This is a genomic window from Pseudomonas sp. NFACC14 (assembly GCF_900106885.1).
GTDB lineage: Bacteria > Pseudomonadota > Gammaproteobacteria > Pseudomonadales > Pseudomonadaceae > Aquipseudomonas > Aquipseudomonas fluorescens_AA.
Map to the genome: position 1 here is coordinate 70,887 of NZ_FNOA01000025.1, position 18,858 is coordinate 89,744.

The 18,858-nt window shown below is 65.7% G+C and carries 2 protein-coding genes; both read right to left on the minus strand.

Features of this window, described 5'->3' with window-relative positions; all coding sequences use genetic code 11:
• Window positions 1-14: 14 nt before the first annotated feature.
• Entirely contained in the window at window positions 15-13,589 is a 13,575-nt protein-coding gene (locus BLU85_RS26105) for a non-ribosomal peptide synthetase (RefSeq protein WP_092290064.1), read from the minus strand.
• A gap of 4 nt (window positions 13,590-13,593) precedes the next feature.
• The coding region (locus BLU85_RS26110) for a non-ribosomal peptide synthetase (RefSeq protein ID WP_139208034.1) at window positions 13,594-18,858 on the minus strand (5,265 nt) is incomplete at its 5' end.

The following is an 18,858-nucleotide window of genomic DNA, read 5'->3' on the forward strand; positions in this document are numbered from 1 at the left end:
ACAGCCCGGGGCTGTCATGACAGCGTGGCGGTTTTCAAGGCCTGGGAAATCGCCTCGCCCAGCCGGGCCACGTGGGGCGCCTTGACCAGTGTGTTGTGGGTGCCGGGCAGGGCCGTCACGTTCACCTGATCCTGCAGCAACGCACGCCAGCCCAGGGTCGGGTCGCTGCGTTGCTGATCCTTCGCGGTGAACAACGACACCGTGAGCGGGCTGGGCGGGCTGACGTAGCTGCCGATGGCCAGCCGCGTGGCATAGGCGACGCCCAAGTGCGTGCGCAGCAGGGCAGCGTCGATGTCATCGGGCAACTCCTCCGGTAGCAGGCGATGGGTCATGCACAGTGTCAGCATCGCCTCGATGGCAGAGTCTTCCGCCAGCGCCGTCAGTTGCCGGAGCAGATCAGGGTCGATCCCCTCGGGTAGCCAGGCCATCAGGAACTGCGCTTCACTGATCGATGACTCGGGCAGCGGGTCCGGACGGGTCGACGTATCGATGATGCCGAGGAACTCTATGGCCTCACCGCCGGCCTGCAGTTGGCGCGCCATTTCATAGGCGATCAGGCCACCGGCCGACCAACCGGCGATCCGGTACGGACCTTGCGGCTGGACCTGGCGGATGGCCGTCAGGTAACGCGTTGCAATGGCCGGCACATCGGACAGCGGGGCCTCGCCCGCCGCCAAGCCACTGGCGGCCAAGCCATAGACCGGTATCTGGGGATCGAGCGTGGGCGCCAGGTCCCGCGCATATTGCACCTCACCGCCCAGGGGATGGACCAGATACAGCGGTCGCTGGGAGCCGGTGCGGCGGATCGGCACCAGATTGCGCTGGACGCCGGGCCGGGACTGGCCATCGAGGGTCCTGGCGAAACCGGCGATGGTCGGCTCGACGAACAGGTCACGCACGGCGATCGGTTTCCCGAGGACTTTGCGCAGGCGAGAGGCCATTTGCACCGCCATCAGCGAAATGCCACCGAGGCTGAAGAAGTCGTCGTGGCGGCTGATCCGTTCCTGTTTGAACAGGTCCTGCCAGAGGGCCGCGATGGCGATCTCGGTATCCCCTTGAGGCGCTTCATAAGGCAACGGCACGGGACCGTTTTCTGCGATGACGGGCTGGACGACGGCAGTGGCCGAGCGCTCCAGCGGCGGCATGTCCTGCAACAATTGGCCGATGGATTGCTGTGCGTCGGTCACCAGGTTTTCCAGGACCTTGGCAAACAATCCGGCGATGTTCTGCACGGTGTGCGTGTCGAACAGGTCGTTGGCGTATTGCAGGCTGCCAGCGATGCGTTCGCCATTGTCGATCAGCGACAGCGACAGGTCGAACTGCGTGGTGTTGTGGGGGCTTGCCAGGGTTTGCACCTCGAGCCCGGGCAACTGCAACGGTGCCGGTGGCGTGTTGTCCAGGCTCAGCATCACCTGGAACAGCGGGCTGTGGCTCATGCTGCGAGTCGGTTGCAGGGCGCTCACTACCTGTTCGAAGGGCAGGTCCTGGTGATTGTAGGCGGCCAGGGTCAGGTCCTTGATTTTCCCCAGCAGCTCGTCGATGCGGGTCTCACGCTCGGTGGAGACTCTCAACGCCAGGGTGTTGGCGAAGAAACCGATCAACGCTTCCAGCTCCGGACGCTGACGGTTGGCCACCGGCGTGCCGACCACTACATCTGCCTGGCCGCTCAGATGGCTCATCAACACTGACCAGCCCGCCAGCAGCACCATGAACAAGGTGGTGCCCCGGGCTTGGCTGAACGCACGCAGATCGGCGCTGAGGGCGGGCGAAAAGCTGCACTCGATGATGCCACCGGTATACCGCTGTATCGCCGGGCGCGGACGATCCAGCGGCAGGTTCAGCAGCACGGGCGCACCTTCCAGGTGTTGCCGCCAGAAGTCGATCTGCGTTTGCAGCGCCGGGCCTTCAAGGGATTGTCGCTGCCAGGCGGCATAGTCCACGTATTGCAGCGCCAGGGGCGGCAACGGGTCTTTCTGGCCTTGAGTGAAGGCGTTGTAGAGCACGCTGACCTCGCGAGCCAGCACGCTGTTGGACCAGCCATCGGAAACGATGTGATGCAGGGTGATGAACAGCACATGTTCGTCATCGGCCACTTGCACCAGGTGGCCGCGCATCAGTGGCCCGCTGTGCAAGTCGAACAACTGCGTGGCGTTGATCTGGCCGAGGTGCTCGAGCGTGGCCTGGCGTTCAGCGGGGGCCATTGCACGCAGGTCCTGCTGCTCCAGGCGGAAACCGTAGTCGGCCGGGGCGATTTTTTGCAGTGGCTCGTCGTCCACCAATTCGAATCGCGTGCGCAAGGTTTCGTGGCGCGCCACCAGGCGGTCGAGGGTCGCTTGCAGCGCAGCTTTGTCCAGCATCCCTTTCAGGCTCAAGGCCAATGGCAGGTGATAGGCCGCACCGGCCGCGTGGTCCAGATGATCGAGGAACCACAACCGCTGTTGCGAAAAGGACAACGGCAGTCGTCCCGCGCGATTGGCCAATGGAATCGAGACCGATTCAGTTGGCGATGCGCCGTGCACCAGGGCGGCGAGGCCACGCACCGTCGGCGCGTCGAACAGTTCGCGCAAGGTCACCCGTGCACCCAGCTTGCGTCGCAGCCGCGAGAGCAACTGCACGGCGAGCAGCGAATGGCCGCCCAGTTCGAGGAAGCCGTCGTGACGGCCGACCTGATCCAGATGCAGCAATCCTTTCCAGATCTCGGCGATGGCGATTTCAGTGTCGCCCTGGGGCGCCTCGTAGGTTTTGCTGGCCAGGGCTTCCTGGCCGGGCGCCGGCAGGGCGCGACGGTCGAGCTTGCCGTTGGCGGTGAGGGGCAGGGCATCAAGGTGCACGAACGCGCTGGGTACCATGTATTCGGGCAGGTGCTTGAGCAGGGTGCTGCGCAGTTGCTCGGCCAGGACCGGCTCGCCGCAGACATAGGCGACCAGGCGCTTGCTGTCCGAATCGCCCTGGCTGTCTTCCCGCGCAATGACCACGGCCTCGCGGATACCTGGATAAGCTACCAGGAGATTCTCAATCTCGCCCAACTCGATACGGAACCCACGGATCTTCACCTGGAAGTCATTGCGCCCCAGGTACTCCAGCGTATCGTCGGCCAGCCAGCGACCGAGGTCGCCGGTCTTGTACAGGCGTGCGTTCGGCTCGGTGCTGAACGGGTCTGTAATAAAGCGTTCAGCGCTCAGCTCCGGCCGGTTCAGGTAACCCCGGGCCACGCCGGCGCCGCCGATGTGCAGCTCACCGGCCACGCCCAACGGTGCCGGTTCACCTCGCGCATCCAGCACGTGCACCTGGACGTTGGCAATCGGCCGGCCAATGCTCGGACGCTCGCCCAGGTCACGGATCAGGTCGATGGTGGCGTCCACCGTGCATTCGGTGGGGCCGTACATGTTGTAGAAACGGATGCTCGGGCAGTCGCGCAACTTCGCCCAGGTCGCGGCATTGATGGCCTCGCCACCGAGCAGCACGCTCACCGGCTGGTAGCTGCTGCGTTCCAGCAGGCCGGCGGCGAGCAGGGTGTCGAGCTGCGATGGCGTGGAATCGAAGGCGTGCACCTGGTGCTGTTCGAGGAAGTCGAGCAGTTCGTGGCCGCTGGCGCGGATCAGTTGCGGGATGATCACCAGCCGATGGCCGGAGAACAGCTGGGAGATGCCTTTGATCGACATGTCGAAGAAGAACCCGGCATTCAGCGCCACGGTGGCCGGGCTTGGGCAATGCTGGTGGGTGGTGCGGGTGAGCACCTGCCAGAAGTTGAACACCGAACGGTGCTCGACCATCACGCCCTTGGACTGGCCGGTGGAGCCGGAGGTGTAGATCACATAGGCCAGGTGCTCAGGCGTCAGGCCGGGCACCTGCGGGTTGGCATCAAAAGCCGCGTCATCCGCCGCTCGCCGCGAATCGCTCGTGTCGAGCAAGAGCAGCGGCAGCTCGCCGGACGGCAGGGCAAGGGCCGCCTGGGTCAGCAAGGCCCGAGGCTGGCTGTCCTGGAGCATGAAGGCCATGCGCTCCGCGGGGTGGGCCGGGTCGATGGGCACGTAGGCGGCGCCGGCCTTGAGCACGCCGAGCAGGCCGACGATCATGTCCAGGCTGCGTTCGGCACAGATCGCCACGCGCTGATCGGGTTCGACGCCCAGTTCGAGCAACTCAACCAAACCGCGACGGTTGAGCTGGCGGTAGGTCAGTTGTTGATTTTCGCAGACCAGGGCCACGGCGTCGGGGTTGGCCTGGACCTGGGCTTCGAACAGGTGCTGGATCGGTTGCGCCGCGCCGAAATCCGTGGCGGTGCGGTTGAAGTCCGCCAGCAGCAATTGCCGCTCGGTGTCGGGGAGCACGTCCAGATCGCTGGCGAGGCGTTCGGGGGCTTGTTCAAGGGCTTCGACCAGCGCGGCCACGGCTTGGGCGAGGTAGGCGGCGATGCGTTGCGGGTCGATGCCGGTGATGGATTGGGCGGTCAGGGAGAAGCCGCTGCCCACATTCGCCACGGCAATTTCAATGGGGTAGTTGGTACGGGTTTCGGAGGCGATGAAATGCATGCCTTCGTGGCTGCCCATGTCTGCGACGTTTTCCCCGGACGCGTTCACCAGGTCGCCATGGCGGCAGTTGAGGATCACGGTGAACAGTGGCAGCGACGTATCCACGGCACTGCAACGCTGGGCCAGGGCCAGGGACGCCTGTTCGTGGGTCAGTAGCTCACTGAGTTGCTGATAGGCGTCGCGGACAATGTCGCTGACGGTGTTCTGCTGCAAGCGAATGCGCATCGGCAAGGTGTTGATGAACATCCCCAGTGCATGGTCGGCCCCGGCGGTGCCTTGGGAACGCCCCGACAACACTGTGCCGAAAATCCCGTCGTCGCGCCCGCTGGTGGCCGCGACGACCAGGCCCCAGGCCGCATGGAACAGCACCGAGGTCGGGACCCCTTGAGTGCGTGCGGTTCGATACACCTGGGCGCTGAGATCGTCGCTCAAATGTTTCACCGCACGCTTGATCCCCGCACCGTTGCCCCGTACATCGAGCACACCATAAGGCGCGGTGGTGGCATCCACATCGGCCAGCAAGTGACGGAAGTAGGCTTCGTGGTCGGCCTGGGGCACGCTGGCGGCCCGGGCGATGAAGTTACGGTACGGTTGGGAGGGTGGCAGGCTCTCGGCCTGGCCGGCCATCACAGCCTGGATCTCCAGCATGATCAGGCGCAGGGTCACGTTATCGCTGATCAGGTGATGGTCGAGCAATGCCAGCAGCCATTGTGCCCGGGGTTCGTCGTAGGTGACGTACGCCGCGATCAACGGGGCCCGTTGCAGGTCCAGTCGCAGATGATGCGTGTCCGTATGGTCCCGGAGAACCTGCAAGGCGTCTTCGCCGGGCAAGCAGTCCAAGGTCATGACGGGCAGTTGCGCCTGGCGATGAACGACCTGCACCGGCTGCGACAAGCCATGCCAGCGCAACGCGGTACGCAGGATGTCGTGGCGGTCGATCACCACCTGTACGGCGGCCAGGAAGTCGTCGAGCACCTGGCGGCGATCGAACGTCACCACGGTACGCATCAGGTAGGCGTCGCCTTCGGCCTGCAACAAGTGGTGGAACAGAATGCCTTCCTGCAACGATGACAGGGGGTAGATGTCTTGCACATTGCCGGCGCCACCGGGGACGTCGGCGACGATTTGCTCGATTTCCTGTTGGCTCAGGGTCACCAGCGGCAACATCTGTGGGACGATCGCCGTGCAATCGGCGGGGATCAGGTTCGCGGGGACCACCTGTTGGGTGGTGCCGCCACCGGCGAGGACGGCGGCCATGGCTTGGAGTGTCGGCGCCGAGAAGACCGTGCGCACATCCAGTTGCAGACCCGCCTGACGCAGGTGTTCGATCAGGCTGATGACCAGGAACGAGTGGCCGCCGAGTTCGAAGAAGTGATCCTGACGGCCCACTCGTTCAACCCCGAGCAACGTCTGCCAGGCGCTGGCCAGGGTCATTTCGATTTCCCCCAGCGGTGCTTCGTAGTGCTGGCTCGCGGTGGCAGCCAAGTCCGGTGCCGGCAGAGCCGCGCGGTCGAGCTTGCCGTTGGTGGTCAGTGGCCAGGCCTCCAGGGTCACGAAAGCACTGGGCACCATATGTTCGGCCAGTACGCTGGCCAGCTGGCTGCGCAAGGCCGAGGAGTCCGGGGCAGTCCCTTCATGGGCGATCAGGTAGGCCACCAGGCGTTTGTCGCCGGGGCGGTCTTCACGCACGATCACCAGCGCCTCGCGGACATCGGCGCAATCGAGCAGTTGCGCTTCGATTTCCCCCAGCTCGATACGGAAGCCGCGGATCTTGATCTGCGAGTCGTTGCGGCCCACGTAGACCACGCCGCCATCGGCGCGGTAGCGAGCGATGTCGCCGGTGCGATACAACCTTGCGCCGGGTTCCATGGCGAACGGATCGGGGATGAATCGTTCGGCATTCAGCGCCTCGCGATTGAGGTAATGCCGGGCCACACCGGCACCGCCGATGTAGATCTCGCCGTTGACCCCCACCGGCACCGGTTGCCGGTACTCGTCGAGAATACGCAGGCACAGGTCCGGCAGTGGCGGGCCGATCAGGCTTGGCGCGCCGGTGTCGATTTCCACCTGGCTGATCGGGTAGTAAGTGGCGTGTACGGTGATTTCGGTGATCCCGTACATGTTGACCAGACGGGTACGCGCCAACGTTGTGCGTGCGGTCCAGGGGCGCAGGCTGCGGAAATCCAGCGCCTCGCCGCCGAAGATCACTTCGCGCAGGGTATGCTCCTGGTCGCTGCGCTCGCGGGCCTCGATGAACTGGCGGAAGGCGCTCGGCGTCTGGTTCAGGATCGTGACGCGCTGCTGGCAGACCAGGGCATAGAAATCATCGGGGGAACGGGCCACGTCGCTCGGGACGATCACCAACTTGCCGCCGTAACTCAAGGCGCCCCAGATTTCCCAGACCGAGAAGTCGAAGGCGAAGGAGTGAAACAGCGTCCACACGTCGTTTTGGTCGAAGTCGAACAACCCGGCGGTGGCATCGAACAGCCGTGCGACATTGCCGTGTTCCACCAGCACGCCCTTGGGCAGCCCGGTGGACCCCGAGGTGTAGATGACGTAGGCCAGGTGCCGCGGCGTCAGGCCCAGCGCCCTGGCTTCGAGGTTGTGGTCCAGGGACACGTCCGTCAGGTCGTCTGCGGCGACGTAATCCTTGAGGTGCACCACCGGCACGGCATGCTCGGGCAGCACGGCGAGGCAGTCAGGCTGGGCCAGCAAGGCCACCGGGGTGCTGTCGTCGAGCAGGTAGCCGAGGCGTTCGCTGGGGTAGGCCGGATCCAGTGGCACGTAGGCGGCACCGGCCTTGAGCACGGCCAGTACGGCGCAGACCATTTCCACCCCGCGGCGGGCCAGGATCGCTACCCGGTCATCGGGCCGTACGCCTTGGGCGAGCAGTTCACGGGCGATGCGGTTGGCGCGGCGGTTGAGTGCCTGATAGCTCAGTTCGCGTTCGCCCAGGACCAGGGCGGTGGCGTGGGGCTGGGCGGCGGCGACCTGTTCGAAGCGCTGATGAATCAGCAGTTGCGCCGCGAACACGGCTTTGGGCGGCAGCGTGGCTGGCGAGGCCTGGCGCTGTGCCGGGGTGAGCAACGGAAGGGCGAGCACCGGCTGCGCGGGGTCCTCGATCATGGCTTCAAGCAGGGTCTGGAAGTGCTGGGCGAAGCGTTCCACGGTGCGATGGTCGAACAGGTCGCTGGCGTATTCGATCACGCCGCCCAGCGTGCCGCCGTCATCGTCCAGTGTCAGCATCAGGTCGAACTGCGAGGTTTCATGGGCCTGGGCCACGGGGACCAGGGTCAGGCCGGGCAGGCTCAGTTCAACGCCGCCAGGGGTATTGTTGAGCGACAGGGCGACCTGGCACAGCGGGTTGTGGCTCAGGGAACGCGGTGGTTGCAAGGCTTCGATGACTTGCTCGAAAGGAATGTCCTGATGTTCGTGGGCCGCCAGGGTGGTGTGTTTGATCTGCTCCAGCAACTGCGCCACGCTCGGGTTTTGCCCAAGGTCTACCCGCAGGGCCAGGGTGTTGACGAAGAAGCCGATCAGGTTTTCGGTTTCGGTACGGCCACGGTTGGCCGTCGGTACGCCGATCACGACGTCTGGTTCGTTGCCCAGGCGTGCCATGAGCACCGACCAGGCACTGAGCAACGCCATGAACAGGGTGACGTTGTGTGCCTGGCAAAAACGTTCCAGGCGTTCGCGCAACGGCGCAGCGATGTTCACCCTGACGTCGCCACCCCGGTAGCTTTGTACCGCCGGGCGGGGGCGATCGGTGGGCAAGGACAACAGCGCCGGCGCGCCGCCAAGCTGCTCACGCCAGAAGTCGGCCTGGTGGCTCAGGCGTTCGCTGTCGAGGACCTGGCGCTGCCAGGCGGCGTAGTCGGCATATTGAACCGACAGCGCGGGCAGCGGATCGGCCTGGTGTTGACTGAAGGCTCGATAAAGAGCGGCGAACTCCTTGACCAGGACACCCACCGACCAGCCGTCGGAGATGATGTGATGCTGGGTGATGAGCAGCATGTGTTCGTCGTCGGCCAGGCGCAACAGACGCCCACGAATCAGCGGTCCCTGGCGCAGATCGAACGGCGCCGTGGCCTCGCTGTCGGCGATGCGAGAGGCGCTGATGCTGGCCTGCTCGTAAGGCAGGCTGCGCAAATCCTGCTCGGCCAAGGCAAAGCCGCAGTCTGCGGGGGCGATAATCTGCACCGGTTGTTCGCCATGACGATCGAAGGTGGTCCGCAGGCTTTCGTGACGCGCCACCAAGCGGTCGAGGACAGCCTTGAGCACGGCGTGGTCGAGATCGCCGCGCAGCAGCAAGGACGCGGGCATGTGGTAAGCGGTGCTGGCGTTTGCATCGAGTTGGTCGAGAAACCACAGGCGTTGCTGGGAAAAGGACAGCGCCAACGGTGCGTTGCGGTCGGCGATGCCGATGGTCTCGGTGCTGACGGTCTGCAGGTCGCCGACGACCCGCGCCAGTTCCTCCACGGTGGGATGACTGAACAGTTCGCGCAGCATGAGTTCGCCGCCCAACTGCTGCCGCACCCGGGAAACCAGTTGCGCGGCCAGCAGCGAGTGCCCGCCTAATTCAAAGAAACTGTCACTGCGGCCCACGCGTTCCAGACCCAGCAACTCCTGGAAAATCTGCGCCAGGGCCACTTCGACGGCACCTTCGGGCGCGGCATAACCGCGCTCGGACATGGCGTCCAGGTCCGGTGCCGGCAGTGCGTCCTGGTCCAGCTTGCCGTTGGCGGTGAGCGGGTAGGCCGGCAGACTGACAAAGGCACTCGGAATCATGTAGTCGGGCAGGGTCGCCCCCAACTGCTTGCGCAATGCCGCCACTTGCAGCACCGCGCCCGTCTCAGGGATCAGGTAGGCGATCAGGCGCTTGCCCTGGCTTGCGTCCTCGCGGGCCAATACCCGCGCTTCACGCACGCCGTCACAGGCCAGCAGCTTGGCTTCGATCTCCCCCAGTTCGATGCGGAAACCGCGAATCTTCACTTGGGCGTCGATCCGGCCCAGGTGAACGATTTCACCATTGTCCAGCAGCTTGCCCAGGTCTCCGGAGCGATACAACCGCTCGCCGGGCCGGAACGGGTCGCTAATGAAACGTTCGGCGCTCAGGGCCGGACGGTTCAGGTAGCCACGGCCCACACCCAGCCCGCCGACGCAGATTTCACCGGCCACACCCACCGGTAGCAGCCGTTGACGGGCGTCGAGCACGTAGGCCACGGTGGTCGGAATCGGCCGCCCGACATTGGAGACGCCGGCGGCGATGTCCGCCGCGCCAATGGCCTTGTAGGTCACGTGCACGCAGGTTTCGGTGATGCCGTACATGTTCACCAGCGCCACATGCCCGAAGGCACGGTGGAAGGCGTCGAGCTTGCCCAGTTCCAGGCTTTCCCCGCCGAAAATCACATAGCGCAAATGTTCCAGGCCCACCTGTGGCGTCGCCAGGGCTGCGGCGCTCAGTTGCAGGAACGCCGACGGTGTCTGGTTCAGCACCGTCACCTGTTCGCTTTCAAGGAAACCCAGCAGCTCCACCGGATCGCGGCGCAGGGCTTCGGGCACCAGGCTCAGGCGCGCGCCGTAGAGCAGGGCGCCGAAGATTTCCCAGACCGAGAAATCGAAGGCATTGGAGTGGAACAGCGACCAGACATCGTCGGCGCTGAACTGGAAGTCCAATCGATTGTTGTGCAGCAGGCGCACGACGTTGCGGTGTTCGAGCAACGCACCCTTGGGTTCCCCGGTGGAACCCGAGGTGTAGATCACGTAGCAGAGGTGGTCCGCGGCACTGAAGTTGGGCAGGTTGGCGGCGCTGACGCCGCTGTCCGTGGCGACATCGAAGACTTCGATGCCGAGGGCCTGCAACGCCGGACTCATGTCCTGGCGGGCGATGGCCTTGCGGGCGCCGCTGTCGCGCAGCACATAGGCGATGCGCTCCTGGGGCGAATTCGGATCGATGGGCACGTAGGCACCGCCGGCCTTGAGCACCGCCAGGGTGGCGACGATCATCTGTAGCGAGCGATCCAGGGCGATGGCCACCAGTTCCTGGGGCTGCACGCCGGCCGCACGCAGGCGGTGGGCGAGGCGGTTGGCCTGTTCGTTGAGCTGTCGATAGCTCAGGCGCTCCAGGCCCAGATTGACCGCGATGCGGTCCGGGTACTGCCGCACCTGTTCTTCGAAGAGCTGATGCAGGGTCAGGGTCTCGGGCCAGGCCGCTTCGCTGTCGTTGAAATCGAGGATCTGTCGCTGGCGTTCGGCGGCATCCAGCAGCGGAACGTCGTCGACCCGCTGCTGCGAATCCTCGACAAAAGCTTCCAGCAGGCGCACGTAATGGCGCATCAGCTGCTGGATGAATTCGGCGTCGAAGAATTCCGCGTTGTACGCCAGGTGCCCGGCCCAGTGTGATTCATCGGCCGTGATCAGCAGGTGCAGGTCGTTCTTGCCATAACCCAGGTTGGTCTCCAGCGTATTGACCGCCAGGCCCGCCACCAGCGTGTCGTGGTCGGTGGTGCGCTGGAAATTGAAGAGCACGTCGAACAGCGCGGTGCGGCTCATGTCCTTGGCCGGGTTGAGGGCCAGCACCAATTGGTCGAACTGCATGTGCCGGTGGCGCAGGCCCTGGGTCAGGTTGTTGGCGGTCTGTTCCCAAAGCTGTTGCAAAGTGGTGTCGCTGTCGCACAGGCCACGCATGACCAGCAGATTGTCCAGCGGCCCGACGACATCCCGCAGGGCCGGTTCACGGCAGGCGGCCGTGGTGCCGATCACCAGTTCATCGTGGCCGGCGTAGCGGCGCAACAGGGCGGTGAATGCGCTCAGGGCCAGGCTGTCGCTGCTCACGCCGACTTCCCGGGCCAGTGCTTCGAGGCGCCGCGCCAGCGCCGGCTCGAGGGTGAAACCGTGGGTGGCTTCGGCAAATACATGCACCGCCGCCCGAGGTCGATTCAGGGGCAGCTCCAGGGCTTGCAGTTTGCCGCGCAGTTGATAGGCCCAATAGGCCCGCAGGTTTTCCAGCACGGTGGCCGGCAGGTTGCGTTGCCAGGCGGCAAAGTCGCCATAGCCCAGCGGCAATGCCGGCAGGTCGGCGCTGCGCTCGGCGCAGGCGGCTTCGTAGAGGGCCAGCAGGTCGCGCTTGAGCAACTGTATGGCGCTGCGGTCGGCCAGCAGATGGTGCACGGCGATGGCCAGGATCCCATGCTGATCGCTGGCCCGAACCAGGCTGGCCCGAACCAGGCTGCCGCCGTCCATGTTCAACGGGCGACGGGTCGCGGCCAGGGCCTGGCCCGGCAAGTCGTCGGGGTTGCCCTGGATCACTTCGAGCACCAGGCTGGCCGGGCCGTCGAAGTGTTGCCAGGCCCGGCTACCGTCGCTCAATACCCGGCAGCGCAGGATGTCGTGGCGGGCCAGCAAGCCGTCGAGGGCGGTTTGCAGGGCCGGTTGATTGATCTCTCCGGTCAACTCCAGCAGTAACGCAATGTTGTGATAGACCGGATTGGCGTCGTACAGGTAGCCGGTTTCGAAGGTATCGACGAACCACAGCCGCTCCTGGTGATAGGACAGCGGGGTCTGTCCTGGCCCGGAGACTTGTGCGGTGACCTCGGGCAAGGCTTGGGGCGGGTCCAGTTCCAGGGCACCGATACGGGTGTCGGGGGCATCGGTAAAACAGTGCAACAGGCGCTCGAAGCGCGCGGCGAGGCGTTCGATGGTGGCGGCGTCGAACAGCGCGGTGGAATACGACAGGCTGCAGGACAGGCTCGGGCCGCCTTCGTCGATGTGCAGGGACAGGTCGTGCTGGGTGTTGTCCTTGCGCGAGGGCAGGAACTCCAGGTTCAGCCCCGGCAACTGCAACTGGCCCCCGGCACCTGCGGCATTGGTGTAGAGCATGGTCTGGAACACGGGGCTGTAGCTGGCGCTGCGCGCAGGCTTGAGGGCCTCGACCACCAGTTCGAATGGTGTGTCCTGCTGGCTGGAGGACTCCAGCATCAATTGCTTGACCTGCTGCAGTACCTGGTCAAGGGTCGGGTTGGCTTCCAGGCGCACGCGCAGGGCCAGGGTGTTGACGAAGAACCCGATCAGCGCCTGTACGTCGTGGCGGTCGCGGTTGGCGGCGACGGTGCCGATCACCAGGTCCTGTTGACCGCTGATGCGGGCCAGCAAGACCGCCCAGGCAGCCATCAAGGTCATGAACGGCGTCGCGGCGCGGGACTGGGCGAACTGGACGATGGCGGCGGACAACGACGCCGGCAGGTCGAAGCCCAGGGTTTCGCCGCGGTAGCTCTGGACCGCCGGGCGCGCCCGGTCGGTCGGCAATGAAAGCAGCGCCGGGGCGCCGGCCAGGTGGGCGCGCCAGAATTCCACTTGGCGCTCCAGGCGCTCGCCTTCCAGGTGCTGGCGCTGCCAGGCCGCGTAGTCGGCGTACTGCCGGGTCAGCGGCGGCAGCGGGTCAGGCTGCCCCGCGCTGAATGCCTGATACAAGCTCGCGAATTCCTTGACCAGGATGCCAATGGACCAGCCGTCGGAGATGATGTGGTGCTGGGTGATCAGCAGCCGGTGCTCATCGTCCGCCAGGCGGAGCAGGGTGCCGCGGATCAGCGGCCCGCGCAGCAGGTCGAACGGCGCCGCGGCGGCGTTTTCGCTCAGGTGCGCGGCCTCGGTTGCGGCCTGCTCCCGGGGCAGGTGTCGCAGGTCATGGGTCACGAGGCTGAAGCCGCAATCGGCCGGGGCGATGACTTGCACCGGCTGTTCGCCCTCGCGGCGGAAAGTGGTGCGCAGGCTTTCATGCCGCGCCACCAGGCGATCGAGGGCCGCCGTGAGGGCGGCCTGGTCGAGTGCACCTTGCAGCAACAACGAGGCAGGTATGTGATAGGCGGCGCTGGCGGTCGGGTCCAACTGGTCGAGAAACCACAGCCGCTGCTGGGCGAACGACAGCGCCAGCGGCGCGGTGCGGTCGACGCAGGGCATGTCGTCGGCAACGGTTTCGATGACACGCGTCGCGCCACGCTGCTTGAGCAGTCGCAGCAGGGCGGCACGTTTCAACTGGTCGAGACTATCGTTATGTTCGTTCAATTTATTAAGCATCCTTGGAGACGATAGCGAGCAGTTCGCTTTCAGACAGCGAAGCCATTTCTTGTTGCAGATCGAGCAATTCATCCGACTCGTACTGCGCCAGTTGCAGGGTGTTGATCAGGTCGGCCAGGGCCAGCAGCGAGGGGTGTTCGAACACGCCCCTGAGCGGCACCTCGACGCCGAAGATTTCCCGCGCCCGGAGCGTGACTTGCACCGCCAGCAGCGAGTGACCGCCGAGTTCGAAGAAGTCGTCGTGCCGACCGATGCGTTCCAGGCCCAGCAGGTCGGCCCAGAGCTGTGCCAGCAGCGTCTCGGTTTCACCGTTGGGCGCTTCGTACTGGCGGCGGGCAAAGTCTTCATTGCCGGGTGCGGGCAGGGCACGCCGATCCAGCTTGCCATTGGGGCTCAATGGCAGCCGCTCGACCACCACGAACGCCGCCGGGACCATGTAGTCCGGCAACTGCGAAGTCAGGTAAGGCCGTAGCGTGCTGCTGGCATTACGGCCAGCCAGGTGCGGCTCGACGCTCAGGTAAGCCACCAGGCGCGTCGCCCCAGGGCTGTCTTCGCGAGCGATGACCGCGGCCTCGCGCACCCCCGGCAGGGTCAGCATCAGCGCCTCGATCTCACCGGGCTCGATACGGAAACCGCGGATCTTGACCTGCTGGTCGTTACGCCCGAGGAATTCGACCACCCCATCGGCGCGCAGGCGCACCAGGTCGCCGGTGCGGTACATCCGTGGTTCGTCGCCCGGGGCGAACGGGTCGCTGAGGAAGTGTTCGGCGTTCAGTGCCGCCCGGTCCAGGTAGCCGCGGGCAACCCCCGCGCCGCCCACGTACAGTTCGCCCGGCACGCCGAGCGGTACCGGCTGGCGCTGTTCATCGAGCACGTACAGGCGGCTGTTGGGAATTGCCCGTCCGATGGGCACCGTGCCCACGTCCGCGGCGGTGCAACGATGCACCGTGGTCCAGACGGTGGCTTCGGTGGGGCCGTACTCGTTGTACAAAGCGATCGCCGGTTCCAGCCCGCTACATGCCTGCACCAACTGCGCGGGACAGGCTTCGCCAGCGACGATCATCTCTTGCAGGCTGCCATGCCCGTTGCCGCTGGCAAGGCTTGCCAGCACCAGGCGGCCCAGGGACGGCACACACAGCAGCGAGGTGACGGCCTGTTCGCCAATGAAGCGGGCGATGGCCTCGGGGTCGCGGGCGGTTTCGGCATCCGGGATGCACAAGGTGCCGCCACTGACCAGCGTACCGAAGATCCCGGCCACGGAACTGTCGAAGGCAATCGACGACAAGAGCAGGAAGCGCTTGCCGGTAGCCGGTCCATATACCGTGCCCCGGGCCAGCGTCGAGGTCACCAGGTTGCGGTGCTCGATCATCACGCCCTTGGGCTTGCCGGTGGAGCCGGAGGTGTAGATCACATAGGCCAGGTGCTCTGGCGTCAGGCCGACGCTATCGGGTTGAGGATCGCGGCTGTTCGACGGTGTCGCCAGCGCCCGTTCTATGGCCAGGTAGCGAGTGCCTTCCTGCAATGTGCCCACGGCCGCGCGACCGACCGGGTCGGCCAGCAACAGGCGCGGCCTGGCGTCCTCGATAATCGAGGCCAGGCGCTCGGCGGGGTAGGTCGGGTCCAGCGGCACGTAGGCGCCCCCGGCTTTCAGGATGCCCAGCAGGCCACTGATCATCGCCACGCCGCGTTCGACGCAGATGGCCACCAGGTCCCCCGGCAAGACTCCAGCCGCGATCAATTGCTGGGCGAGGCCGTTGGCCTGGGCATTGAGCTCGGCATAACTGAGGGCTTGGTGGCCGTCGAGCGATGCACAAGCGTTTGGCGTACGGCGAACCTGTTCTTCGAACAGCTGTTGAATGCACAGGCCAGTCGGGTAATCCACCTCGGTCTGGTTGAAGGTTTCCAGCAGCAGGGTGCGCTCCTGGGCAGGCAGCACGTCCAGTTGCGTGAGTGGGATCCGAGGCGTGTACATCAAGGCCTGGGCCAGTTGCTCCAGCGCCCGTTGCATCAGGGCGCAGATGCGCTGCGGGTCCACTGCCTGCACGCTTTGCACGGCCAGGCCCAGGGAATCGCCGTAGTCGTTGACCGACAGGGTCAGCGGGTAATTGGTCCGCTCGGCGCTGTCGAGGATGCGCATGCCGGGCCATTGCAGCTGGCTGTCGTCGCGCTGGTGCCGATAGTTGAGCAAGGTGGTGAACAGCGGCAAGGCACTGGGTACGCCACTGCAACGTTGGGCCAGGGCCAGGGAGGCCTGTTCGTGGGTCAGCAGTTCGACCAGGTCGCGGTGAGTGGCCAGCACCTGTTCCTGGGCGCCGGCGGTCAGTGGCACACGCACTGGCAACGTGTTGATGAACACGCCCAAGGCCCGTTCGGCCCCGGCCGAGCCTTGCAGGCGACCGGCGACCACGGTCCCGAACACCACATCATCGCGGCCGGTGCAGCGGGCCAGCACCTGCGCCCAGGCGACATGGAACAGCGTCGCCGGGGTGATGCCCCGCTCCCGGGCCAGGGCCCGCAGACGCAGGTTGAGCTCGACGCTCAACGTCACGCTGGCTTCCTCGATGTGACGGCCGTCGCCTTGTACCTCCAGCAGATCGAAGGGCGCGGTGGGTGCATCCACATCGGCCAGGCGGCGGCTGAAATAGGCTTCGTGGACGTCGGCGGGGACGGCCTGGGCCTGGGCAATGAAGTCACGATAGGGTTGCGGTGTCGCCAGGCGCTCGCCTTGGTCATGGAGGATCGCGTGGATTTCTTCCAGGACGATTTCCAAGGTCACGTGGTCGCTGGCCATGTGGTGGTTGAGCAGCGCCAGCATCCAGCGCTCGGAATGCGGATCCTGGGCGATGCAGGCACGCATCAGCGGTGCCTGGCGCAGATCCAGTCGCAGTTGCCGCGGATCGCTCAGGGCTTCGAGCTGGCTGAGCGGGTCCTTGTGGCTGTCGAGGGAGACACTGTGCACCGGCAAGCGCGCCTGGCGCTGTACGACCTGCACCGGTTGAGGCAAACCGTCCCAATGCACGCAGGTGCGCAGGATGTCGTGGCGATCGATCACCTGCTGCAAGGCGGCGGTGAAGGCATCGAGGCGCTGGCGGTTGTCGAACTGCAGCATCGAGCGCACCAGGTAGGCGTCGCCTTCGTGCCCCAGCAGGTGATGGAACAGGATGCCCTGTTGCAGCGGTGCCAGGGGGTAGATGTCCTGGATGTTCGCGGCACCGCCAGGGACGGCGCCGACGATATGTTCGAGTTGGCCTGCGGTCAGCTCCACCAGCGGCAACATGTCCGGGGTCAGGGCCGTGCACGCGGGCGGAATGCGGTTGGCCGGTGCCTGGAACGCCGGTTGTGGGGCGCTCGTCAGGGCTTGGGCGAGTTCGGCCAGGGACGTGCTGCTGAAGATCGCCCGGACATCCGCGTGCAAGCCTTGTTCGCGCAGGCGTTCGATCAGGCTGACCGCCAGCAGCGAATGGCCGCCCAGCTCGAAGAAGCCGTCATGACGCCCGATGCGCTCGACTCCCAGCAAGGCTTGCCAGATCCCGGCAATGATCAGTTCGACGCGCCCCTCGGGCGCCTCGAAGGCCCGGCTGGCGTAGGCGTCCTGGTCCGGTTCGGGCAGGGCGCGGCGGTCGAGCTTGCCATTGGGCGTGAGCGGCAAGGTGTCGAGCACGACGAAGGCGCTGGGCACCATGTGCTCGGGCAGGCGCTTGAGCAGTTCGGTGCGCAATTGCCCGGCGGCGGCCGGTTCGCCACACAGGTAGGCAACCAGACGCTGGCCGGACGAGTGCTCGCGAGCGATGACGGCGGCTTCGCGTACACCCGCCAGTGCGGCGAGGGCGGCTTCGATTTCCCCCAGTTCGACCCGCAGGCCACGGATCTTCACCTGATCGTCATTGCGCCCCAGGTACTGCAAGGTGCCGTCAGGCAACCAGCGGCCGAGGTCGCCGGTCTTGTACAGGCGTGCGTCGGCCTTGCCGTAGAACGGGTCGGCGATGAAGCGTTCGGCGCTGAGTTGCGGCAGGTTGAGGTAACCGCGGGCCACACCGAGACCGCCGATATGGATCTCGCCGGGCACACCCACTGGCAGCAGTTGCCCGTGGGCGTCCAGCACATGCAATTGCAGGTTGCGGACTGGCCGGCCAATGGGGATCGACTGGTGCCGGTAGGTCTCAAGGTCACTGTCGGCGGTGTACCAGGCGACCACGTCGCTGCACTCGGTCGGCCCGTAGCTGTTGATCACCGTCGGCCGTGGCTGGGCGAGTTTTTCCAGCATCGCGACCTGGATCGGCTCGCCCCCCAGGACCACCCGTTTCAGGCAGGCCAGGGCTTGCCCGTGGTCGGCGTCCACCAGTGCGTGGAAGGCGCTGGGCGACATATTGAGGTGGGTAATCCCGGCCTCGGCGACCTGGGCGACGATGGCGCCGGGGTTGAAGGGTTCGGCGGCCAGGTGCAGCGAGGCCCCGACCATCAGCGGTGCGAGGATGTTCTTCTGGGTCAGGTCGAAGTTGTAGGAGGACGCCAGCAGCACCGCGTCGCCGGCGTGGAAAGCCAGGTCCTCGAGGTACCAGTCCAGCAGGTTGCGCAAGCCGCGATGTTCGACCATCACCCCTTTGGGCAAACCGGTGGAGCCGGAGGTGTAGATCACGTAGGCCAGGTGACTGAAACCCAGTCCCTTCACCTGAGGGTTGTGGGTCGGGGCCTGGGCCAGGGTCGCGCTGCCCAGTTCCAGCGTCGCCAGGCCTTGTGGCACCGGTAACTCGTCCAGGCCGGATTGGTGGACCAGGGCCCGCGGCTTGCTGTCGGCCAGCATGTGGGCCAGCCGTTGCGCCGGGTACTGCGGGTCGAGCGGCACATAGGCCGCGCCGGCTTTCAGGATACCCAGCAGGCCGATCAGCATGTGCGGGCTGCGGCGCGCGCACAGGCCAACGGTGTCGTCGGGCTGCACACCCAGTGCGATCAAACGGTGGGCGACGCGGTTGGCCTGGGCGTTGAGTTCGGCATAGCTCAGGGTCTCCCCGGCGCAGACCAGCGCCACGGCGTCCGGGGTGAGGTTCGCCTGGGCCTCGAACACGACATGAGGGAAGCGGTTCGGGCTTTCGTCCAGGGCAGCACCGGCCGGGTTGAAGGTTTCCAACAGTTGTCGGCGCTGCGCGTCATCCAGCAACGGCAGGGTCGCCAGTGGCTGCGTCGCGTCGTCGAGCAGGGCGTCGAGCAGGTGCAGCAAGTGCTGGCCCCAACGGGCGATGGTGCTTTCGTCGAACAGGTC